Origin of the sequence: Zhongshania sp., assembly GCF_041584495.1 — a bacterium.
Classification (GTDB): Bacteria; Pseudomonadota; Gammaproteobacteria; order Pseudomonadales; family Spongiibacteraceae; genus Spongiibacter.
The window spans coordinates 44,664-65,630 of the sequence record NZ_JBFHDY010000007.1 but is presented as its reverse complement, the minus strand read 5'-3'; the positions used below and the strand labels follow the sequence as shown (position 1 = coordinate 65,630).

Sequence of the window (20,967 nt, the reverse complement as noted above, 5' to 3'; positions counted from 1 at the left end):
GCACCCTCGGGGGCCGGCAAAACCAGCTTAGTCGCAGAGTTACTCAAGCGCACGCCCCAGCTCAGTGTGTCGGTATCCCACACCACGCGACCAATGCGGCCCGGTGAGCAGGATGGGGTGAATTATCACTTTATCAGCCACGGGGTGTTCCAACAGATGCTGGGTGAGACCGCTTTTTTGGAGCATGCCCAGGTTTTTGATAATTTTTACGGCACTTCTCAAAAGTGGGTAGAGTCTGAACTCGCCCGTGGCGAAGATGTGATTTTGGAAATTGACTGGCAGGGCGCCCAGCAAGTGCGCCGCTTAATGCCCGAAACCATCGCCATTTTTATTCTGCCGCCCTCTCGCGAGGCCTTAAATCAGCGCCTTACTGGTCGCGGTCAGGATGACGACAGTGTCATTCAGCGCCGCATGGACGCTGCCGTGGCGGAAATGTCTCACTATGTTGAAGGCGATTATGTGGTCATTAATGATGACTTCGACACCGCACTGGCCGACTTAGAGGCCATCATTCGCGCCCGTCGTTTGCAATTAGACAAACAACAGGACCGCCACGCCACACTGCTTAGTGCGCTACTGTCATAAGTGTCAACTTTTTGTTAGACTGCCAAGTAATTAACAGCGCGCAATTTGTGCGCTGATTTTGTTTAGTCTGCAGGAAACACATCATGGCCCGAATTACTGTTGAAGACTGCCTACAAGCCGTCGATAATCGCTTTGAATTAGTTATGGTCGCCAGCAAACGCGCCCATGCTCTGGCAACCGGCGGCAAAACTGCCTTAGTTGCAGAAGAGGGCGATAAGCCAACGGTTATTGCACTGCGTGAACTGGCCGAAGGCAAGATCACCCGCGAGCAAGTCATGGCTGCCAATAAGCACGAAGACGCGCCAGAAATTGATCTGGGCGCTGAATTGGGCGCCGCTTCACTGTAATTCGCGTCTGAAAGGGGCGTCGATGCATCAATACAGTTTTTTCAATCCGAGCAGCGGCGCTAAAGAGCCAGCCGGATCAATCGACGCCCTTGCAATCTCCCTTGCTGAATACCTGACGCCCGATCAGGTAAATCAGGTTCGACGCGCGTACTATTACGCAGAACAAGCCCACGAAGGTCAAAACCGTCGCAGTGGCGAGCCATACGTAACCCACCCCTTAGCCGTTGCCAGTATTCTTGCAGAAATGCACATGGACGTTCAAAGCCTCATGGCGGCGATGCTCCATGACGTCATTGAAGACACCCATGTCACCAAACAGGGTTTAAGCGATCAATTTGGTGATGTTGTTGCCGAGCTAGTCGACGGGGTGTCGAAGCTCACCCGTATCGAGTTTCAATCTAAAGCCGAGCAACAAGCCGAGAACTTCCAGAAAATGGCCTTGGCCATGGCCAAGGATATTCGCGTTATCTTGGTTAAACTTGCCGACCGCCTTCACAATATGCGCACCCTCGGCGCCATGCCCCAAGATAAGCGCCGCCGTATCGCCAGAGAAACGCTGGAGATTTATGCGCCCATTGCCCAGCGCTTGGGCATGCACAATATTCGGGTTGAGTTCGAAGACTTGGGCTTTATGTCCATGCATCCCATGCGCGCCCGACGCATTCGCAAGGCCATTACCACGCGCTTTGGCGACCGCAAAAAAACCATTACCACCATTAAAGAAAGCATCGAGAACTGCCTTACCGAAGAAGGCCACAGCGCCAATGTCATCGGCCGCGAAAAGCACCTGTTCAGTATTTACAGCAAAATGCGCAATAAGCGTAAGTCGCTAAAAGAGATTATGGACCTCTATGCCTTTCGCATAGTGGTGGACTCGGTCGACAGCTGCTACCGAGTACTGGGCTGCGTACACAGCTTATACAAGCCGGTGCCAGGCCAATTTAAAGACTATATTGCCATTCCCAAGGCCAATGGCTACCAGTCTCTGCACACCGTGTTATTTGGCTTGGAAGGCGTGCCGATTGAAATTCAGATCCGCACCCACGAAATGGAAGAAATGGCCAATAACGGCATCGCCGCCCATTGGCTGTACAAAAGCAGCGACCAAGAGCCCAAGCGTAACTCCAGCCATGCCCGCGCTCGCCAATGGGTGCAGGGCCTTTTGGAAATGCAGGAGCGCGCTGGCGACTCCTTAGAATTTATCGAGAATGTCAAAATTGATCTCTTCCCCGACGAGGTCTATGTCTTTACCCCGCGCGGCGACATTATGGAATTGCCCGCCGGCGCCACGGCCGTAGACTTTGCCTACGCGGTTCATAGCGACATCGGCAATAGCTGCGTGGCCTGCCGAATCAACCGCCGTTTGGCGCCCTTGTCAGAAACCCTGCAAAGCGGTCAGACACTCGAAGTGATTACCACCCCCGGTGCCCAACCCAACCCGGCATGGCTGCATTTTGTGGTCACGGCCAAGGCCCGTACGGGTATTCGTCACCACCTGAAATACCAACGCAAAAACGAAGCCTTAACGTTGGGCAAGCGCATGCTCGAACGCGCACTGGCCAGCATGAATGAGAACATTGGCGACTTCGAAGGCAAATACCTGCAGCAACTGGTCGACACTACCCACGCCAAAACGCCAGACAATATCTATGAACAAATCGGCATGGGTAACCGAGTTGCCTATTTGACCGCCCGCCAATTACTAAATTTACGCGACAATATTGCCGACGGCGACGCCCTGCGGCCACCGCCGACCCGCCATTCCATGGTCATCCATGGTACCGAAGGGTTTTTGGTTAATTTTGCGCGCTGCTGCTACCCCATACCCGGCGACCACATTATTGGCATCGTCAGCTCTGAAAAAGGGGTGGTGGTACACTGCGAAAACTGCCACAACAGCATTGAACTTAGCAGCCAGCCCGACAGGGTAGTACCTCTGAGTTGGGCCGAAAATATTGACCGCGACTTCTCGGTAGAAATGAAAATTGAATTAACCAAGCAGCGCGGCATTATTGCTGTGTTAGCAACCCGCGTGAATGGCGCTGACGGCAGCATAGAAAAAGTCAGCGTAGAAGACGAAAATGCCAAAATCAGCACCATTCACCTTATTGTTGGCGTCCGTTCGCGCGTGCATTTAGCCAATATTATGCGCCGGATCAGAAATATTCCCGCGGTGATAAAGGTGACTAGGGAAAGGCATTGATCAGCCAGACGCTTGATGGGAGACGGTGAACGCAAAAGCTGCTTTTCTTAGCATCTCCCGTCTCCCGTCCAGCATTAAGCAATTCCACTAATCAATATCAATCCTGAAACTAGGAAGCAAACCTCATGAGCACTAAAGAATACATCAACACCCTCCACGCCCCAGAGGCTATTGGCACTTACTCGCAAGCGGTGAAGGTGGGCAATACGGTTTATTTGTCTGGACAAATTCCCTTGGTGCCAGAAACCATGACCATGGTTGCCGGCGGGATTGTTGAGCAGGCCACTCAGGTGTTTAAAAACCTGTCGGCCGTGGCCGATGCCAGCGGCGGCAGCTTAAATAACGCGGTGAAGGTAAACATCTCCTTAACGGATCTGAGCGTGTTTGCTCAGGTCAATGAGGTAATGGCGACGTTCTTTACTGAACCCTACCCAGCCCGCGCCTGCGTTCAAGTTGCCGCGCTACCCCGCGGCGCCATGATTGAAGTTGAAGTCATACTGGCGCTTTAATGACAGCGTCAATCTTTAGCGGTACTCGCGCGCCACGCGCGCAGTACCGGTTCAAACCCGTCGCGGAAAGTCGGGTATTTCAGTGTATAGCCACTTTCTCGCAGACGGCGATTCACACAGCGTTTGCTCCCAGTACGCGCAATCGGCTCGCCCTTGCTTGCGTAAGCCACGCCTAACTGCGCAGCCAACCACGCCTGTACATCCTGAATACTCGCAGCCTCATCATCCACACCCACATAACAGCTTTCGAGTTTGGCACCCGCCTCGGCTTTATCTATTAAATGGGCGATAAACCCGACGCAATCATCGCGGTGAATTCGGTTAGTGTAATGCAGCGGCTGTGGCGGAGCGCAGCCGCCCTCCAAGACCTTATTCAACATAAAGAATCGACCGCTACCATAAATACCGCCAAAGCGAATATTACTATGGGGCCAAGCAGTAGCAGCTATTGCCTGCTCAGCGTTTAAGAGGCTTTGACCAGAAAATCGGTCGGGGGCAGTTTCACTAGTCTCATCGATGACCTCGTGGTTGGCCTGCGCGTACACGCCGGTACTGGAGACAAAAAATATGTGCTTGGGTGGCACCGCGATCGCAGCCAAAACATTGGCCAAACCGCGCTCAAATACAGCTTGATAGGCCTCGGCCTTATTGCCGCCAGGGGTTAAGGTCACCACCACATAGTCTGCGTGTAGCGGGCCAAGGGCAGCCACACTCGCAGGATCACAAACATCCGCCGCCAAGGCCGTAATCCCCGGCGCCAACTTAGTCGAATTACGACGTAAGCCCTGTACTTCCCAGCTTTCTGGCAAGTATATTTCAGCTAAACCATTGCCAATATCACCACAACCCACAATGAGCAGCCTTTTTTGTTCGCTCTTGCCTTCAACAATCATCGCCGGCGTAAACTCCAATTAATAAAAACGACCATTCGCCCCGTGCCAGCAGTCTTCGCTATACTGGCTCTCATCTTTTTTCTGCTAGGTGTTAGCGGCGATGACGAGCGCTGCTGCAGAGCTTAGCACTTTGCACCCGAGGACGACCATGGCAAGCCTTCCCATCACGCGATGTATCGTTACCGTTAACAGCGAAGATCACCATCTGAGCTTCGCCAATGAGGCGATGCCAGAGCCTGCCGCCAAGGAAGTCTTGATGCGCGTTATTGGCTCCGGCGTCAATCGTCCCGACTTAATGCAGCGCTATGGTCTCTATCCACCACCAGCAGACGCCAGCCCTGTACTGGGATTAGAGGTATCGGGTGAAATTGTCGCCATCGGCAGCGACGTCAGCCGCTGGGCCGTCGGTGATATGGTGTGCGCGCTGTGCAATGGTGGCGGTTACGCCGATTATACCATAGCCCCCGCCAGCCAATGCCTCGCTGTTCCCAAGGGCATGTCGGTACTCGATGCGGCGGCGCTACCAGAAACCTTATTCACGGTTTGGCACAATGTTTTTCAGCGCGCCAAATTAAAAGCTGGCGAGCACTTCCTGGTTCACGGCGGCAGTAGCGGCATTGGCACAACCGCCATTCGTCTCGCCACAGCGATGGGTGCCAAGGTTTATACCACCGCCGGTAGCGATGCCAAATGCCTGGCCTGCGAAGGCCTCGGCGCGCTAAAAGCCGTTAATTACAAAACCGAGGCCTTTGAAAACGTCCTCGCCGAAGCATCTGACGGCCACGGCATGGATGTGATTCTGGATATGGTAGGCGGCGACTATGTGCGAAAGGATATTAAGCTCGCCGCCGCCGACGGCCGCATCGCTTTTATCGCCTTTCAAGCGGGCTTTACCGCCGAATTGAATTTTTTACCGGTACTGATGAAACGCCTGACCTTAACCGCCTCAACCTTGCGCGCCCAAAGTACTGAACAAAAAGCGCAAATAGCCGCCGAGCTAGAAGAGCAGGTTATGCCACTGTACGGCAACGGCGAAATTAAACCGGTGATTGATCAGGTCTTTCCATTTGCCGATATCGCCGCCGCTCATGCCCGCATGGAAAGTGGCGCCCATATCGGCAAAATTTTACTGCGGCTAGCAGAGTAATCTCGGCTTTTCCGTTAAAGTATAAATTGCCTTTTCAGCGCGGCAGGGTAGTATTGAGCGTGATAGATATTAACTATTACGTTTTCGCTATTGCACAGGTATTTTTATGACGCTTACCGAACTGCGCTACATTATTGCCCTGAAAGATTCAGGGCATTTCGGCAAAGCGGCAGAAAAATGCTTTGTTAGCCAGCCCACCCTCAGTGTGGCCATTAAAAAACTGGAAGACGAACTCGGCATTTCTTTGTTTGAGCGCAATCGCGGGCAAATTAAAACGACGCCAGTGGGCGAACAAGTCATTCGCCAAGCGCGCTATGTGCTCGAGCAAGCCGACCATATTCGCGAGCTCGCCAATCAGGGCCGCGACCCCCTGGGCACGCCGCTGGCCATTGGCGCAATTCACACCGTTGGTCCCTATCTTTACCCGCGCTGTATTCCGCTAATTCGCGAGTATGCGCCAGAGATGCCCTTATATATTGAGGAGAATTTAACCGGGGTCTTGCGAGAGCGCCTGCGCGCCTCCCAGCTCGACGCCATTATTGTCGCGCTCCCCTTTAATGAACCCGACGTTGTTACCCAGCCGCTCTACGAAGAACCCTTTGTTGTGCTGCTGCCCTGCGACCACCTCTTAGCGCAAAAAACGGCGCTACACCAAGACGACTTACTCAATGAAAATGTTCTGCTCCTCGGTGAAGGCCACTGCTTTCGCGACCAAGTCATGGCCGCATGCCCTGGACTTCGACAAACCTTTGCCAAAGGAGATCGCTTACTCCAGTCCGTTGTCGAAGGCAGCTCACTCGAAACCTTAAAGCACATGGTGGTCTCCAAGCTCGGTATTACCATACTGCCGCTGTCGGCCGCGCAAGTCGCTCCCTACGGCGATGGTGTGCTGTGTACTCGGCCTTTTATCGACCCCTCTGCAACCCGCACCGTAGCGCTGGCCTGGCGCGCGAGTTTTCCCCGCCACCAAGCCGTGGATGTCATTAGCCGAGCCATAAAAGCCTCGGCGGTGGCACTAACCTCGCTGCCAAGCTCACAAAGTCCATCCAAAACAAAACGTAAAATTAAAAAATCCGGATGAGCCAAGCCACTGACAGACGCAATCCAGCTACCACCGTGGCGCTAAATCAACTTGGTGTCGCCACCTTAAAAGGTGTGGGCCCCAAGGTACGCAAAAAGCTCGACGCACTGGGTATTAAAACCGTACAAGATTTACTGTTCCACCTGCCCCTGCGCTACCAAGACCGCACCCGTATTACACCGATTGGGGCCATGCAATTAAGCACCGACGTCGTCATTGAAGGTAAAGTGTTGGTTGCCGATGTCGTGTTCGGCCGTCGCCGTAGCTTAGTCTGCCGAATCCAAGATGGTAGCGGCACCACCACCCTGCGCTTCTTCCATTTTAGTGCGGCGCAAAAAGCCCAACTCACCCCTGGTGCGCGGCTGCGCTGCTTTGGTGAACCCCGACGAGGCAGCGGTGGCCTAGAATTTTACCACCCCGAATACCGGGTTCTCGGCGGCGACGAACCCGTACCTGTAGAAGAGCGACTCACGCCGATTTACCCAAGCACCGAAGGCTTTGCCCAAACCAGTTGGCGCAAGCTCTGCGACCAAGCCCTGATATATCTAGAACACCACCCAGTAAGTGAATGCTTACCAACTAAATCACTGCCCTATGCCCTTAATAACAAGCAATGGACCTTGGCCGAGGCGCTGCGCTACTTACACCACCCGCCAACTGACGCCTCCATCAGTCAATTACAAGAAGGCTTGCACCCCAGCCAGCGACGCTTGGCCTTTGAAGAATTGCTCGCCCATAATTTAGCCCTGCAAGAGTTGCGACGCGAAACCCAACGCAGTGGCGGCCCGGCCCTCGACGGCCCAACATCACTGCAGCGCGGATTTTTAAAAGGCTTGGGATTTACGCTAACGGGCGCACAACAACGCGTAGCCAAGGAAATTGCCAAGGACTTGCGCAGCCATACCCCCATGCTGCGCTTGGTTCAAGGTGACGTTGGCAGCGGTAAAACTGCCGTAGCGGCACTCGCCGCATTGCGAGCAGTCGCCAGCGGCTACCAGGTCGCGATTATGGCGCCCACCGAAATTTTGGCCGAGCAGCACTACCAAAGCTTCAGCCAATGGTTTGAACCCCTCGGTTTAAATGTGGCCTGGCTTACTGGTAAATTAAAAGGCAAAGCCCGCCAACTGCAAAGCGACGCAATTGCCGATCACAGCGCCCATGTCGCGGTTGGCACCCACGCACTATTTCAAAGCGATGTGGAGTTCGCCCGTCTCGGTTTAGTCATCATCGACGAGCAACATCGCTTTGGTGTGCACCAACGCCTGGCGCTAAAACAAAAAGCCGCCGAGGTCGGCCAGCCCCACCAGCTCATCATGACCGCAACTCCTATTCCAAGGACCTTGGCCATGACTGCGTACGCCGATCTCGATACCTCGGTCATCGATGAATTGCCTCCGGGCCGCAGCCCAGTCAATACCGTGGTACTGGCCAATGACCGGCGCGGCGATGTGATGGAAAGACTCCGAGGTGTTTGCGCTAGCGGGCAGCAGGCCTATTGGGTGTGCACCCTGATCGAAGAATCTGAGAAACTTCAAGCTCAAGCCGCTGAAGCCAGCTGGGCGCTATTAAAAGAAACCCTGCCGGAATTACGCATTGGTCTGGTGCACGGCCGCATGAAGCCCAAAGAAAAGGCCGCCGTCATGGCCGACTTTAAAGCGGCAGAATTAGATTTAATCGTCGCCACCACGGTAATTGAAGTCGGGGTAGACGTGCCCAACGCCTCGCTAATGATCATTGAAAACGCCGAGCGCCTCGGCCTTGCTCAGTTACACCAATTACGCGGCAGGGTCGGCCGTGGCAGCCAGCAAAGCTTTTGCGTACTGCTTTACCAAACGCCGCTGTCACGCAATGGTCGCGAGCGTTTAGCCGCTCTGCGCGACAGCAATGACGGCTTTGTTATTGCTGAGCAGGATTTGGCACTGCGCGGTCCCGGTGAAGTACTAGGCACCCGCCAAACCGGCTTAATGAGTTTTAAAATAGCCGATTTACAGCGCGACGACGATTTGCTCGACGCGGTGCGCGAACAAGCCCAGCACATCATCGACAACCACCCAAATAACGTTAAACCGCTTATTCAACGCTGGCTTTCTGGGCGCAGTGTGTACGCCTCGGTATAAAACCTTTTTGGAAAAGCCTTGCGCTCCTAGTCGACATCACCGAAATCATCAACTACACATAAAGAATGATCGATAAAATTAAAAACCTGCGCCGCTTCTTCCGGCTGCCCTACCCCAAGGCCGCCGAGCCCCCGCTCACCGTAAATAAAGACACTACCTACCGCGTGCTAGAAATTTCCGAGCGCGGCATTTTACTGGCCCAAAAATCAGATGCGCCACTGCAACTCGGCGAAACCCTACGGGGCAATATTCGGTTTCACGACCAACACAGCGAAGAAATCGAAGGCCAAGTGTACCGGCTAGACCCGCGTGGGGTGATCATTACCTTAAGCCAAGGCATTAGTCCGAAATACATGATGCAGGAACAAATTTATGTCAGAAATACCTTTCCGGTATTTTTCCGCTATACAATACGAGAGAACTTTAAGGCAAGCCATTAACTCACTGCCGCGCCTAGCTAAGCCCCTTCATTAGAAAAGCTGCCCCATATCAAGACGCGTTAACAGAGTCGTATTCATTGTCGCCACCACTCGCTTGGCAAAGAAACACCAGCATCACAATGAGACCAATTAGCGGCACCAGGTAAATTAACTGCCACCACCCCGACCGACCCGTATCGTGAAGCCGCCGCGCGGTAATACTAATACTTGGCAGTAATACCACCAAAGAAAAAAGCGGGGCCAACCACGCTGTGTTTAGCACATAGTCGGCAACTGAAATGGCCACATAAATAAGGAAGTAAACCAGCACAAACATCCAATACGCTTGTCGACTTGCCCGGCCGGAAAATTCAGCATACTTTTTAAACGCGTCAGTAAAATATTCCATCATTAACCCTTTATTCATTTCATCTGCTGTAAAGATGGGTCACTGGCTATTTGCCACTAATCCTTTTTGTCGATTGTAATCGCAATGGTTTTGCTACTACCCACAAACCACTTTTGTATATACAAGGAACCGACAATAGGTGCGGTTCCTTCGTCGGGAATCTCTTTATAGCGAACACTGTTTTTTGTCTCTTTCTCAAGCTCAAATTTAAGAACTTTCTTTGACATACATTTTTCCACGAATCTATTTTTTATCGCCATCCATCTTTGCCTTGAGATCAGTAAAGGGATTAAATGTAGCCGCTTTTGACTTTTTCTCCGTGGTACTGCCGTAACGAACTAAGTTTTCGTATTTGGTATGCTCTTCGTCATGGCAATAAATGCATAGCAGCTCCCAATTACTGCCATCAGGCGGGTTATTATCGTGATCGTGGTCGACGTGATGCACCGTTAACTCAGATAAATTCCTACGCTCAAAATCACGCGCGCAGCGCCCGCAAACCCAAGGGTATAGCTTTAAGGCTTTTTCTCGATAACCGCTGGCCCGCTTAGTATTGTACTCGCGCTGTTCTGCTAAAACTTGATCCAGTGTCTTTTTTTGACCGCTCATTAGCTTGCCTATAAATGTAAATATTTGATGATTATGACTTAGCCTGTAAAAGCACAGCCCAGAAAAGGAATCCAGTGCGACGTAGAAGCCATCTCCGTACAGCCACGGGAGCTGGCGAAGCTCCTGAAGACTGCCATCAGCTAGCAATAGCCACAGATCAAGAATCGTGGTCACGGGAAATTCGGCCATATGCCAAGGCCCTTCACCGGTAACAGCGTTGTCAAGACAAACTAGCCCAGAGTGACACGCCGGGCTGTTCCACTGGCCATCATCTCTTAGCAAAACACGCTTCTGCGTGATCTGCGCTCAGCGAGCCAAGACGACTCCGTCTCTGCTTTACTGATGGGTCCCACACTGTATCGCCGTTTTGGTCTAGCGCCAAATTGCTCTTAGTATTTAATAATTCCTTACTTATTCAAGAGAGAACACCAATACTGCGCGCCAGCTTATAAAATTTAACTGACCAAAAATCCACCTTGATATAAAAGTAGCCACACCGTTATTCAATACAGGAATTGCGCTAGATTGTCGACCAGCAGCTAGTAGAACTCATACTCAAGCTTTAAGCGAAGGGCGTAATCAGCACTACTTTCCATACGGCTCTGACGATGCCGCTGTTATACCCGCCCGATAACGCAAAGTTAAAGTGGCAAGCTTCACCATAATCGCAAATACATAAATCGCAACTTGTGCTGGTGCGGGTGTCGCCTCATAGCCCAGCATGGCGTCAAGCAATTGCCCCGGCAGGCCGTCTTCAGGTAAGAAGCTGCCGCTATCCCAAACCTGACCGTCTGGCAGGTAATCGGCTTGAATTTTGCGTAGCGCTTGTAACAGGCTGAGACCGTCGATATCTGGCAAGCCCAAATCCAATATTCCTAAATCTAATTGTCCTGCTTCATAAAAACCCACAGCATTGACGCCTGTCGCCGCGTGATCAACGGCATACCCCGCTCGTCGCAACGCGGTTATAGCTTGGGCTAAACTTTCATTGTTCTCGACAAGCAGTAAACGCATTATTGAAACTCACTTTTTAGCAAGCGTAACGCATTCGGTGTTGGCATACTAACAAGCACCGTTTTAGCGCAAGAGAGCATCGTCTTACTGCTTCATCCAGTTTCTATCAAAACGATTTTGAGTAGGTCTTTTCGCCCTCACATCGCAATGTAATACAGCTAACGTAAAAACCGAATTTTAAGAATTGCTTAAATAAGGGGGAAAGAGCAGCCACGACAATACTGTGGCTGCCTTCATCTATCGAACAAAGCGTACGTCGTCAATGGCACGCAGTTACGACGGACACGGAAGCGTCATTTTTTTCTCCGAGTGCCGCGTTACACAGCACTCGGAAAAATGAATGCCTAGCGCTCGCTAGGTACCGGCCAAACAAGCACCACAAAACTTACCAGCTTACCGACTTAGAGGAGCCACGCTTTACAATCGGGGTTTCGCCTTCCCAAATCGCTAGGCCAGATTTAATCTCTGTTAGGCTTAGCTGAAAGAAATACTCCACCTGGGTTTTGTTACGACCCATGCTGTGATTGCGCTGTAATATTTTACCCGTAAGCGACAAGTCTGGTGCTTGCAACTGCCCCTTTGCGGCAACACCTTTCTGGTCAAATTCACTATTACCACGCAGTTCACGGGCAACATAACTCATTTCGTCTTCGGGGCCATTAAACGCCACCGCGGTAGTGACCATAACCTTGCCGGAATTAAGCAGTTCAATGCGGATTTTTTTCACGAGTTGGTCGGTATCAATCCGCTGCATGGTGTCGTTAATCATGCGCCCAATCGCCAAAATATAGCGACCGCCGCCGGGCTTGCTCACCGCCCCACTGGCAATCATCGACTGTACAGCTTCACCGGCGGCCTTTTCAAAATCGCGGTATTCCAAGCCCATTACCGAATCGGCGGTGTCGTTGTTGGTGTCAACAATTTTCACGCCGCTGGCACAGCCTGTGAGGACCAGCGCCATAGCGCAGGCTGCAAATAATTTTTTCATGTGTTTACCCCTTTATTTTTCGGCAATTTCAAAACGATAATCAACAGCATCTGGCCCCGGCCCGCTCTGCACAATTTCCACGGTTTGACCCGGCTCAATAGTGCGCTCCTGCCATTTTCCCAGCACGGTTGGTACTGGCTGGCCATCGGCCCGATACCACAGTACACGGAAAGAAATCCGCACAGTGCTCATGGCCTTGGACTCAACCCGCAGCATTAATTTGGTACCGGTTTCACGGTCTGGCCACTCGCGCAGTTCCAAAATATCGAGGTACCTTCCGTCGTAGCTAACGTGTGCCGCCCACGCTGGCGCATTGTCTCCCTGCCGTAAACCAGCACAAGCCGAGACCAAAAGGGCTACTCCAAAAACCACCATAATCCGCTTTAATATAGTCATCGATGATTCCTTTTATAAATAAAACAACTCGACATAGGGCGCGGCATTTGGGCTTGGCTGCTTAATATAGATCAACACATCTTTATCTGCAGGCAAACTCATTGTCGTCGCCAAACCACTACCATAGGGTATTCGTAAATCTACTGCCTGTTTAGCGGGCATTTTTGCTAAAGACCACTGCTCCGGCATGGCATGCCAGCCACGGGTATCTGCTGAGGCGCTAGCATTGGCATAGACCATGCCCGCAATATTGCCCAGCGGCCCCAACTCTTTTGCCATGCGATCTTGGAGCACGGCCTTGCTCGCCGCCGACACAATTGCCCGTGTTACCGTTGCCGACCAGCGCTTTTGAAACTCGGTTTGCATGACTCTGTCCATGCGCGCAAAGGGCTGGAGCTCCACCAGCTGTACGCCCAACGCTATGCTATTCACGCTGTGGCTAGGTCGGTTTACTAGCTCAGGGAGCGCCACCGTTACCTGAATCAAGGCGTTCATGGTAAACCAGGGTATCGAAAAACGCTTTTCGCTATATACCGGGCTTAAGCCGCTTTCATATACTATCCAGCGCTGAGCAGCTCCGGTACTCAAGCGCCCCCGCTGCCGCAAGTTCAATAAATCCTCAGCGATAATGGGATGACCACCAACCATGCCATTCACTCGCTCTAATAAGGTCTCGGCCTGACCAATGTCGCTACCCGAACCACTCGCGAGAAACATCGCATTCATATAGGCCACGGCGGGGTTCACAAAACTGTCGTAGACCTGCCACTGATCCATATTCGGAAAGTTCTGGCGCAGCGCACTCTGCACACCGGGTGAGCGCAGGTTACGTTTGGCTTCCGCACTTTCTTGTTGCGCTTCGACAATCATCTCTTGATAGCGTTCTACCGCAATCCGTGCCCGCTCATTGGCACGGTTAAATTCCACCCGGGCATTGTCTTTCTCGCCCAATGACCAAAATGCCAGTGCCTTGTAAAAATTGCTTAAAATACGCTCGGCTGGCGGCGGCTCATAGGAGCGCACCGCGTCGTTCACCAAGACGGCGCCGATATTTTCGCCGAGTTTTCGGGCACCGCCCTGCACATCTTTGTCTTTAAATAGGTTCTCTAGGGCATCGTAATGGGCAATCGCCCGGCGGGGGTTGCCCGCCAAACGCCAATTTTCGGCCACCTCAAGATGCAATAATACTTCGCCAGAGCGGGCCACAACCGGCTGTAATTCTCGGGTTTTAAGGTCCATTAAACCGAGCTGCTGCTCAATAGCCTCGGCCGCCGCGAGGTATTGCCCTGCTTGGTAGCGCTGGTCGATATTTTGGACAAAATCGCTACTTTGGTAGCTAACGCAGCCGCTTAGAAATAGCGACAGCAATACTAAATAGCAGACGTGAGCAAGTAGCGGCCATAATTGACTAAGCCTTTTTACTTGATCTATCACTTATTAGCCCACTCCCAATACAAATACGCTTAATAACCCTAAGGTGTACTATAGACCGCTGTTTTTAGAATCCGTGCGCAGTGCCTGCAAGCCTTTTGCAATGGTGTTCAAATGCTCGCGAACCCCGGCTTTGCTACGCGAGATACCCACCGCAAGAATATCCAATACCGCCATATGGGCGAGGCGCGACGGCAGCGGTGTGTAATCGCCGTCGTCTTTATCGACATCAATGGCAATGGCAAGATCAGCCAACGCTGCTACTGGCGAGCCCGAGGGCGCCAAAGCAATCACCGGTGCGCCACTTTGCTGGGCCAGCTTGATGGCGTCAAGTAGGGCGCGGGTTCGGCCCGACTGAGAGATGGCCACCACCACGTCGTTTTGCTGCAGTGACATGGCCGACATCGCTTGCACATGGGGGTCGGAATACACACTGGCCGAAATTTGCAGACGAAACAGATTGTGCTGCGCATCCGTTGCCACCGCCGCCGAAGCACCAAAACCGTAAAACTCCACCCGCCGCGCCGCGCTAAGCAGGGCTACAGCCTCTTCAATGGCGCTGACTTCAATGCTGTCGCGCACTTTTTTTAAAGCTTCCATGGTGGAATCAAACACCTTAAAGGTGTACTGGCGGGCAGAGTCTTCGTCGCCAAAGCTGAATTCTTCGTAGTCTGGGCTGTGAGCGAGATGCTGAGCTAGGGCGACCTTAAAGTTTTGAAAGCCATCACAGCCTATCGCGCGACAGAAGCGCACTACCGTTGGCTCACTAACATGGGCCTCTTGAGCTAAATCGACAATCCGCATATGAATGACTTCTTTGCGGTTTTCAAGAATATAGTCGGCCACCTTGCGCTCGGAGCGACGCATTTGCTCCCGGCAGGTCTCCATGGCGCGGATAATATTTCTCGGTCGCAAATTTAACTCCGACAGCTCAGTTTTAGTGATTTAGGCCCTTTATTGTAACTCAGCCTAGAAGTATTGGCGCCTACTCGCCACTAAACGGCGCGTCCCCCCAATATTGGGGAGGTCACCCCGCGCAATAAGCCCTAGCCTTACTCTAGGGGAGGCTCTGCACAAAGTGTGTATTTAGGGTTTGATCTTATTAAAAAATAGTGCGGCTATTGGAGTAGCGACAATGAAGTTAAAATTGCTTGGTTTGAACTGTATATTTCTTATCAGTGCCTGCGGCGGTGGAAGTGGCTCTAGCGGTGGCGGCGGCTCGCCCGCAGCCGATGATAACTTGCAAGGCATTTTTACCGATAGCCCGGTGTACGGTGTTAAATACCAAACCGATAGCTTGGAAGGGCTGACCAATGCCCTCGGCGAATTCAACTACCGCGAGGGTGAGTCAATTGTCTTCTCTATTGGCGACTTACAGTTCCCCAGCATCAGTGCTAATGAACAAATCACCCCAACCGACCTCGCCCAAGATAACAGCGAGGTTCGCACCAATATCTTGCAGCTACTGCAATCGCTAGACAGCGATGGTAACCCCGACAATGGCATTGAAATCTCAGCGGAAGCAGAAAACGCCTTTAAAGGCAGCACCTTAGATTTAGAAAGCGCCGACTTCGACAGCGAAGCCCAAACGATACTGGATACCATCAAAGACGGTATTCAGCTTGTCAGCGAAGCCCAGGCTGAAGCGCATTTTCAACGCGCGCAGCAATCGCAAATTCTCGGCAGCTGGCTATACAGTGAAGGGGACGGCAAACGCAATGTACTGACCTTTATTGACGAATCACGCTATATCATTATTCATGAACACAGCGATGACGGTGATCAAACTGCCGGTTCAGTTGAATTTGGCAACTACAGCTGGAACGTGGAGGATGGTGCGTTCAGCACCTCGCTAATCGCCCAATCTGATAATTCTGGCGGCCTTTACGATGAAGGAAGCTCAGTATCAACGGCCAGCGTCACCGGCGACACCCTGACACTCAGTTTTACCGACACCGAAAGCGGCACAGTCGCGTTTAGCCGCGTAAAAAATCTGAACAATGAAATACAGGGCGCGTGGCAACTCTATGAGCCCGACGCAGATAACCTCAATATCCTCACCTTCCTGTCTAACTCCGAGTACGTTCTCGCGCACACCAATAACCTCGAAAGCTACGAGGACCTCCCTCCACAGGCTTTATCGGGTGAGTTTGGTACGTTTACGGTGGATGGGGGCAGCTATACCTTCACTGCCAGTGTAGATAGCGACGGTGACGGCGGTTTATACAATAAAGATGAGCTGAGTTACAACATCAGTGGCTTAACGGCCGAGCGATGGGGCGACTTAAAGTTCGTGGACGAGGGCGAACAGATGTTTTTTGCGCGAGTAGGGCAGTTTGCCACCACCCTCGTTGGCGAGGGTGACGATTTAGTCGATATTCTCGTGAATCGTGACGTCGGTTTTGATGCAACCGCCTTAGTTGGCAATTGGCAGGTCACTTCTACCTCGCCGTCTTATCACGACAAAGTGGGCTTTGTTGAAAGTTTCAGTATTCAACTTGAGGCGGATGGCACCGGCACCGTGACCTTTGAAGAAGATGACGTTACCACGCTTGTTTGGGAGGTGAACTCAGCGGGCACCTTGTCTTACATTGAAACAGACGAATTCGATGACACTTGGTTCCTCAACTTCGTCCCGGTAAAAGGTGCAGAAAATAGTGTGTTAATCAGTAGCCAGAGCCCGGCCGGTCAAGAAGATTTCGCCGATGTCCTCGTGGAAGCTAGTTTTACGCCTATTACAAGCAATGAGCTACAAAAGTAACGACACCGCGTCACTTTGAAGTGACTGGAGCTGTGGTATTGAAGCTGCTGTTGGCAACGATGAAACGCAAAATGCGGACGCAACAAAGCGCATTACAATACACTGGTCCATGAAAGCCCTCGGTATCCGGCCCATCCGAGCATGATGCCGAGGGCTTTCTGCATTGCTCAGTTCGGGTATCCTTTCAATAGCTTACTCTAGCGCTTAACCTTGGCAATAAAGCGTGCGCTACCCTCTCAGCCTTGTTTATTTTCAGCTATCACGGTAGAGCCCATCGCGAATATTGGCGCTCACTCACGCTAATCACCATTTTAGCGGTGCCAGCGGCGGATAATCCCAGTAGAATACGGCGCCATGGACGTATCTTATATTCTTGACGAACTCAATGACGCGCAGCGTGCCGCGGTAACCGCCGACAGCCCTGGCACTTTAGTACTTGCCGGTGCTGGCAGCGGTAAAACCCGCGTACTAGTGCACCGTATTGCCTGGAAGATCAAGGTAGAGGGACTGTCGACCCACAGTATTATGGCGGTAACCTTTACCAATAAGGCCGCCAAAGAGATGCGCGGCCGCATCGAAAGCCTGCTGGGTAGCAGCTTAAACCACGGGATGTGGGTGGGCACCTTTCACGGCTTGGCTCATCGCCTGCTCAAGGCCCACGCCCATGAAGCAGGACTCCCCAATAATTTCCAGATTTTGGACAGCGACGACCAACTCCGCCAGCTCAAGCGTATCCATCGCGAGCTAGCGCTCGACGATAGCCGCTGGCCGCCCAGGCAGTCGCAGTATTTTATCAATGGTCACAAAGATGAAGGTCGCCGCGCCGCCCACATCGACGATTTTGGCGGCGATATCTACCTAACAACCATGCTCAAGGTTTATCGCCGCTACGAAGAGATCTGCCGCCAGCAAGGGGTGATCGACTTCGCCGAGCTATTATTGCGAGCCCTCGAACTGTGGCGCGACAATCCGGCCATTCTCGACCATTACCAACAGCGCTTTAAGCACGTTTTGGTTGACGAGTTTCAAGACACCAACGCCGTGCAATACGCTTGGCTGCGCCTACTCGCCAGCAAAGGTATGGCCATGACCGCGGTGGGCGATGACGATCAATCGATTTACGGCTGGCGCGGCGCCCGCATTGAGAATATTCAGCAGTTTTCTAAAGACATTGAAAACACCCACGTGGTGCGCCTTGAACAAAACTATCGCTCCACCGCCACCATCCTCAAAGCCGCCAATGCGCTGATCGCCAATAACAGCCAGCGCCTCGGTAAAGAACTGTGGACCGAAGACAGCGACGGCGACAAAATTTCGCTGTTTGCCGCCTTTAACGAACAAGATGAAGCGCGCTTCCTCACCGACCGCATTGCCGAGCTGGTCCGCGACGATTACCGCCGCAGCGATATTGGCGTGCTATACCGCAGCAATGCGCAGTCGCGAATACTGGAAGAATATCTGATTCGCGCCGGTCTGCCCTACCGCATCTACGGCGGTCAGCGCTTTTACGACCGCCTAGAAATTAAAAACGCGCTGGCCTATATGCGCATTGTTGAACTGCGCGACGACGACACCGCCATTGAGCGGGTGATCAATACTCCCACCCGTGGCATTGGCACCCGCACAGTAGAAATTCTGCGCGAATACGCCCGCGAGCATCAAACCTCGCTGTGGCGTGCAGCACTGGCCATCATCGAAAATGGCCTGCTCCCCGCTCGTGCTGGTAACGCCCTGCGCGGATTTTTAGCACTGATTGAGGATTTAGCCGAGCAGTGTCAGGATAAACCCCTCGATGAGCAGATCAACATCGCCATTGATCGTTCGGGGCTACTGGCCTTTCACGAAAAAGAAAAAGGCGAAAAGGGTCAAGCGCGGGTCGAAAACTTACACGAGCTGATTACGGCCGCCGCCGCCTTTGAACCGGAAGACGAAGACATCGAACCCCTGCGCGCCTTTCTCGACCGGGCCGCGCTGGACGCCGGCGAACAGCAGGCCGACGAACACGAAGACAGCGTGCAGTTAATGACCTTGCACTCGGCCAAGGGTTTGGAATTTCCGGCGGTGTTTATTGTCGGCGTGGAAGAGAACCTCTTCCCCCACAAAATGTCGATGGAAGATCCCGAGCGTTTGGAAGAAGAACGTCGCCTCGCCTATGTCGGTATAACCCGCGCCGAGCAAAAGCTGTTCTTAAGCTACGCCGAGTCTCGTCGCCTGCACGGCCAAGAAAGCTGTAATAGCTTGTCGCGCTTTATTCGCGAAATACCCAATGAGCTAATTGACGAAGTGCGACTTAACAATACCGTTAGCCGGCCAAGCAGTTACGCGCAAAGCGGCGCAACCACGGCGCAACAAGCCTCGGCAGCGGCAATGGGCATCGCCTTGGGTCAACACGTTTTACACAGCATTTTTGGCGCAGGCGTAGTACTCAGTTTTGAAGGCCAGGGCGCTAGCGCCCGCGTGCAAGTGAATTTCGAAGACGAAGGCAGTAAATGGCTGGTACTGCAATACGCCAATCTTCAAATTTTGTAAGACCGATTTTGAATAGGAAAGACCATGACGCCCAGTAAAAATAATTATACGCCGCTCATTATTCTCCTTTTGCTCGCCGCACTGGTCGGCATGAGCTGGCTTTATGTTGGCGAGCGCAGTCGCGACCACAGCCGCAGCGAGCAACAAAAAAGCAGCAGCGGCCAACAAGTATTTCACTGGAAGCTGGTTACCACCTGGCCTAAGAATTTTCCCGGTTTAGGCACTGCACCGGAAAAATTCGCCACCATCGTCAACGCCATGAGCCAGGGCCGCCTGCTCATCAAAGTGTATGGCGCCGGAGAGCTAGTGCCCGCCATGGGCGTGTTTGACGCAGTATCTGCGGGCAGCGCGCAAGCTGGCCACGGCGCCGCCTATTACTGGAAGGGTAAACTCGCATCCTCAATTTTCTTTACGGCGGTGCCCTTTGGCATGACAGCCCAAGAAATGAATGGCTGGCTGTATCACGGCGGCGGTATAGAGCTATGGCGCGAAGCCTATGCGCCTTTCAATATAATTCCCATGGCCGGAGGTAATACCGGCGTGCAAATGGCGGGCTGGTTTAATAAAGAAATCAATTCTATTGGAGATGTTAAAGGCCTAAAAATGCGCATTCCCGGCTCGGGAGGAGAAGTATGGGATCGCCTCGGCGGCAGCGCAGTAACCCTTCCCGGCGGCGAGCTATACACTTCGCTGCAAACTGGCGTTATTGACGCCACCGAGTGGGTGGCACCATCAAACGATATGGCCTTTGGTTTTCACGAAGTGGCTAAATATTATTACTACCCCGGCTGGCACGAGCCCGGTTCAACCCTAGAATTAATCATTAATAAAGACGCCTTTGACGCGCTGCCCAAGGATTTGCAAACCATTGTTGAAGCCGCCGCCCGCTACGCCAATGCCGATATGCTCGACGAATACACTGCGCGCAATAATGCCGCGCTAAAAGAATTAGTCGGCAAACATAAGGTGCAACTGCGCAAATTACCCGACGACGTTATTCGTGAACTTCATCGGGTTTCGGACGAGTATTTGCTGGAGCTGTCAAAAACTGATGACATCACCGGCCGAGTTTACCATAGCTGGAAACAGTTTATGGAAGACGCCAAAGAGTATCACCACATCTCAGAGCAAGCGTATATTAATGCGCGGGATCTTTAATCGCCGCGCAGTTGCAAACCTGCGATTAGGCAGCTTTTTAGTATTCTTCGCTAATCTTCCACAGGCACTCATCAGCAGCATCGGCCTTGGCCCAGCGTTTAATTTTTCCAGTTAGCAGTTAGCAGTTAGCAGTTAGCACAATATTCACCACCGACATTGCCTAAGCTTGGTAAAGTCGCCACAAATATCGCGGGCTGGGGTTTTAAAAAACAATTTAGTAATACCCCCCAAACTCCTGCCAAGCAGCGCGTTGTCCTAATGACCGAGGTAGGTGGCCACCGCTCCGCGATGTGCGCAATTCACCGTAACACCAGTGCCCGCTAATTTTGGGGAAAGTGAGCGAGTCCAAAGAATATTGTATCGTTTTAATT

The 20,967-nt window shown here is 52.4% G+C and carries 20 protein-coding genes; 11 read left to right on the top strand and 9 right to left on the bottom strand.

Annotation, left to right across the window (positions count from 1 at the left end):
• From gmk to ABYP33_RS02630, 4 genes are all read left to right on the top strand, one after another.
• The coding region (gmk, locus tag ABYP33_RS02645; RefSeq protein WP_373088058.1) for a guanylate kinase at positions 1 to 585 on the top strand (585 nt) is incomplete at its 5' end.
• An 83-nt stretch (positions 586 to 668) separates the two neighbouring features.
• Positions 669 to 932 (top strand): DNA-directed RNA polymerase subunit omega, encoded by a 264-nt coding sequence (gene rpoZ / locus ABYP33_RS02640; protein ID WP_373088056.1) that lies wholly within the window; start codon positions 669 to 671, stop codon positions 930 to 932.
• A gap of 22 nt (positions 933 to 954) precedes the next feature.
• Positions 955 to 3,135: a bifunctional (p)ppGpp synthetase/guanosine-3',5'-bis(diphosphate) 3'-pyrophosphohydrolase gene (locus ABYP33_RS02635; protein WP_373088054.1), complete on the top strand. Its 2,181-nt coding sequence runs from the start codon at positions 955 to 957 to the stop codon at positions 3,133 to 3,135.
• A 125-nt stretch (positions 3,136 to 3,260) separates the two neighbouring features.
• On the top strand, positions 3,261 to 3,644 hold the full coding sequence (locus ABYP33_RS02630; protein ID WP_373088052.1) for a RidA family protein: 384 nt from the start codon (positions 3,261 to 3,263) through the stop codon (positions 3,642 to 3,644).
• A gap of 8 nt (positions 3,645 to 3,652) precedes the next feature.
• Here ABYP33_RS02630 and ABYP33_RS02625 read toward each other — a convergent pair whose 3' ends face one another.
• Positions 3,653 to 4,537 carry an NAD-dependent epimerase/dehydratase family protein gene (locus ABYP33_RS02625; RefSeq protein ID WP_373088050.1) on the bottom strand — a complete coding sequence of 295 codons (885 nt, stop codon included), beginning with the start codon at positions 4,535 to 4,537 and terminating at the stop codon, positions 3,653 to 3,655.
• Between the two features lie 148 nt (positions 4,538 to 4,685).
• On the opposite strand from ABYP33_RS02625, the gene ABYP33_RS02620 reads away from it, so the two are divergent.
• From ABYP33_RS02620 to ABYP33_RS02605, 4 genes are all read left to right on the top strand, one after another.
• Positions 4,686 to 5,684 (top strand): NAD(P)H-quinone oxidoreductase, encoded by a 999-nt coding sequence (locus ABYP33_RS02620; RefSeq protein ID WP_373088048.1) that lies wholly within the window; start codon positions 4,686 to 4,688, stop codon positions 5,682 to 5,684.
• 106 nt (positions 5,685 to 5,790) lie between these two features.
• Entirely contained in the window at positions 5,791 to 6,765 is a 975-nt protein-coding gene (locus ABYP33_RS02615) for a LysR substrate-binding domain-containing protein (protein ID WP_373088046.1), read from the top strand.
• Entirely contained in the window at positions 6,762 to 8,882 is a 2,121-nt protein-coding gene (recG, locus tag ABYP33_RS02610) for an ATP-dependent DNA helicase RecG (RefSeq protein WP_373088044.1), read from the top strand. Before ABYP33_RS02615 ends, recG begins: the two co-directional genes overlap by 4 nt.
• 65 nt (positions 8,883 to 8,947) lie before the next feature.
• Positions 8,948 to 9,322 carry a PilZ domain-containing protein gene (locus ABYP33_RS02605; protein WP_373088042.1) on the top strand — a complete coding sequence of 125 codons (375 nt, stop codon included), beginning with the start codon at positions 8,948 to 8,950 and terminating at the stop codon, positions 9,320 to 9,322.
• Positions 9,323 to 9,371: 49 nt separating this feature from the next.
• Here the strand turns inward: ABYP33_RS02605 and ABYP33_RS02600 are convergent, their stop codons facing one another.
• From ABYP33_RS02600 to ABYP33_RS02565, 8 genes are all read right to left on the bottom strand, one after another.
• Entirely contained in the window at positions 9,372 to 9,728 is a 357-nt protein-coding gene (locus tag ABYP33_RS02600) for a DUF805 domain-containing protein (RefSeq protein WP_373088039.1), read from the bottom strand.
• A 38-nt stretch (positions 9,729 to 9,766) separates the two neighbouring features.
• Positions 9,767 to 9,937, bottom strand: coding sequence for a hypothetical protein (locus ABYP33_RS02595; RefSeq protein WP_373088037.1), 171 nt, complete (start codon positions 9,935 to 9,937; stop codon positions 9,767 to 9,769).
• Positions 9,938 to 9,953: 16 nt separating this feature from the next.
• Positions 9,954 to 10,319 (bottom strand): YajD family HNH nuclease, encoded by a 366-nt coding sequence (locus tag ABYP33_RS02590; protein ID WP_373088066.1) that lies wholly within the window; start codon positions 10,317 to 10,319, stop codon positions 9,954 to 9,956.
• 585 nt (positions 10,320 to 10,904) lie between these two features.
• A complete protein-coding gene (locus tag ABYP33_RS02585; RefSeq protein ID WP_373088035.1) occupies positions 10,905 to 11,333 on the bottom strand; it encodes a response regulator in 429 nt (142 codons plus the stop codon).
• Positions 11,334 to 11,718: 385 nt separating this feature from the next.
• Positions 11,719 to 12,321 carry a penicillin-binding protein activator LpoB gene (lpoB, locus tag ABYP33_RS02580; protein ID WP_373088033.1) on the bottom strand — a complete coding sequence of 201 codons (603 nt, stop codon included), beginning with the start codon at positions 12,319 to 12,321 and terminating at the stop codon, positions 11,719 to 11,721.
• Between the two features lie 12 nt (positions 12,322 to 12,333).
• Positions 12,334 to 12,717 (bottom strand): YcfL family protein, encoded by a 384-nt coding sequence (locus ABYP33_RS02575; protein ID WP_373088031.1) that lies wholly within the window; start codon positions 12,715 to 12,717, stop codon positions 12,334 to 12,336.
• Between the two features lie 12 nt (positions 12,718 to 12,729).
• Complete coding sequence (locus ABYP33_RS02570) at positions 12,730 to 14,151, bottom strand: hypothetical protein (protein ID WP_373088029.1); 1,422 nt, start codon at positions 14,149 to 14,151, stop codon at positions 12,730 to 12,732.
• Between the two features lie 48 nt (positions 14,152 to 14,199).
• A complete protein-coding gene (locus tag ABYP33_RS02565; protein ID WP_373088027.1) occupies positions 14,200 to 15,063 on the bottom strand; it encodes a MurR/RpiR family transcriptional regulator in 864 nt (287 codons plus the stop codon).
• 220 nt (positions 15,064 to 15,283) lie between these two features.
• Between ABYP33_RS02565 and ABYP33_RS02560 the strand changes: the two genes are divergently transcribed.
• The 3 genes from ABYP33_RS02560 (at position 15,284) to ABYP33_RS02550 (ending at position 20,596) form a co-directional block, all read left to right on the top strand.
• Positions 15,284 to 16,909, top strand: coding sequence for a hypothetical protein (locus ABYP33_RS02560; protein WP_373088024.1), 1,626 nt, complete (start codon positions 15,284 to 15,286; stop codon positions 16,907 to 16,909).
• A 354-nt stretch (positions 16,910 to 17,263) separates the two neighbouring features.
• Complete coding sequence (gene uvrD / locus ABYP33_RS02555; RefSeq protein ID WP_373088022.1) at positions 17,264 to 19,438, top strand: DNA helicase II; 2,175 nt, start codon at positions 17,264 to 17,266, stop codon at positions 19,436 to 19,438.
• A 24-nt stretch (positions 19,439 to 19,462) separates the two neighbouring features.
• Entirely contained in the window at positions 19,463 to 20,596 is a 1,134-nt protein-coding gene (locus ABYP33_RS02550; protein ID WP_373088020.1) for a TRAP transporter substrate-binding protein, read from the top strand.
• Positions 20,597 to 20,967: the final 371 nt, after the last annotated feature.

Bases quoted from the DNA above. Each gene is read 5' to 3' on its own strand.
- rpoZ (WP_373088056.1), top strand. From the start codon at position 669: ATGGCCCGAATTACTGTTGAAGACTGCCTACAAGCCGTCGATAATCGC.
- ABYP33_RS02635 (WP_373088054.1), top strand. From the start codon at position 955: ATGCATCAATACAGTTTTTTCAATCCGAGCAGCGGCGCTAAAGAGCCA.
- ABYP33_RS02630 (WP_373088052.1), top strand. From the start codon at position 3,261: ATGAGCACTAAAGAATACATCAACACCCTCCACGCCCCAGAGGCTATT.
- ABYP33_RS02625 (WP_373088050.1), bottom strand. From the start codon at position 4,537: ATGATTGTTGAAGGCAAGAGCGAACAAAAAAGGCTGCTCATTGTGGGT.
- ABYP33_RS02620 (WP_373088048.1), top strand. From the start codon at position 4,686: ATGGCAAGCCTTCCCATCACGCGATGTATCGTTACCGTTAACAGCGAA.
- ABYP33_RS02615 (WP_373088046.1), top strand. From the start codon at position 5,791: ATGACGCTTACCGAACTGCGCTACATTATTGCCCTGAAAGATTCAGGG.
- recG (WP_373088044.1), top strand. From the start codon at position 6,762: ATGAGCCAAGCCACTGACAGACGCAATCCAGCTACCACCGTGGCGCTA.
- ABYP33_RS02605 (WP_373088042.1), top strand. From the start codon at position 8,948: ATGATCGATAAAATTAAAAACCTGCGCCGCTTCTTCCGGCTGCCCTAC.
- ABYP33_RS02600 (WP_373088039.1), bottom strand. From the start codon at position 9,728: ATGAATAAAGGGTTAATGATGGAATATTTTACTGACGCGTTTAAAAAG.
- ABYP33_RS02595 (WP_373088037.1), bottom strand. From the start codon at position 9,937: ATGTCAAAGAAAGTTCTTAAATTTGAGCTTGAGAAAGAGACAAAAAAC.
- ABYP33_RS02590 (WP_373088066.1), bottom strand. From the start codon at position 10,319: ATGAGCGGTCAAAAAAAGACACTGGATCAAGTTTTAGCAGAACAGCGC.
- ABYP33_RS02585 (WP_373088035.1), bottom strand. From the start codon at position 11,333: ATGCGTTTACTGCTTGTCGAGAACAATGAAAGTTTAGCCCAAGCTATA.
- lpoB (WP_373088033.1), bottom strand. From the start codon at position 12,321: ATGAAAAAATTATTTGCAGCCTGCGCTATGGCGCTGGTCCTCACAGGC.
- ABYP33_RS02575 (WP_373088031.1), bottom strand. From the start codon at position 12,717: ATGACTATATTAAAGCGGATTATGGTGGTTTTTGGAGTAGCCCTTTTG.
- ABYP33_RS02560 (WP_373088024.1), top strand. From the start codon at position 15,284: ATGAAGTTAAAATTGCTTGGTTTGAACTGTATATTTCTTATCAGTGCC.
- uvrD (WP_373088022.1), top strand. From the start codon at position 17,264: ATGGACGTATCTTATATTCTTGACGAACTCAATGACGCGCAGCGTGCC.
- ABYP33_RS02550 (WP_373088020.1), top strand. From the start codon at position 19,463: ATGACGCCCAGTAAAAATAATTATACGCCGCTCATTATTCTCCTTTTG.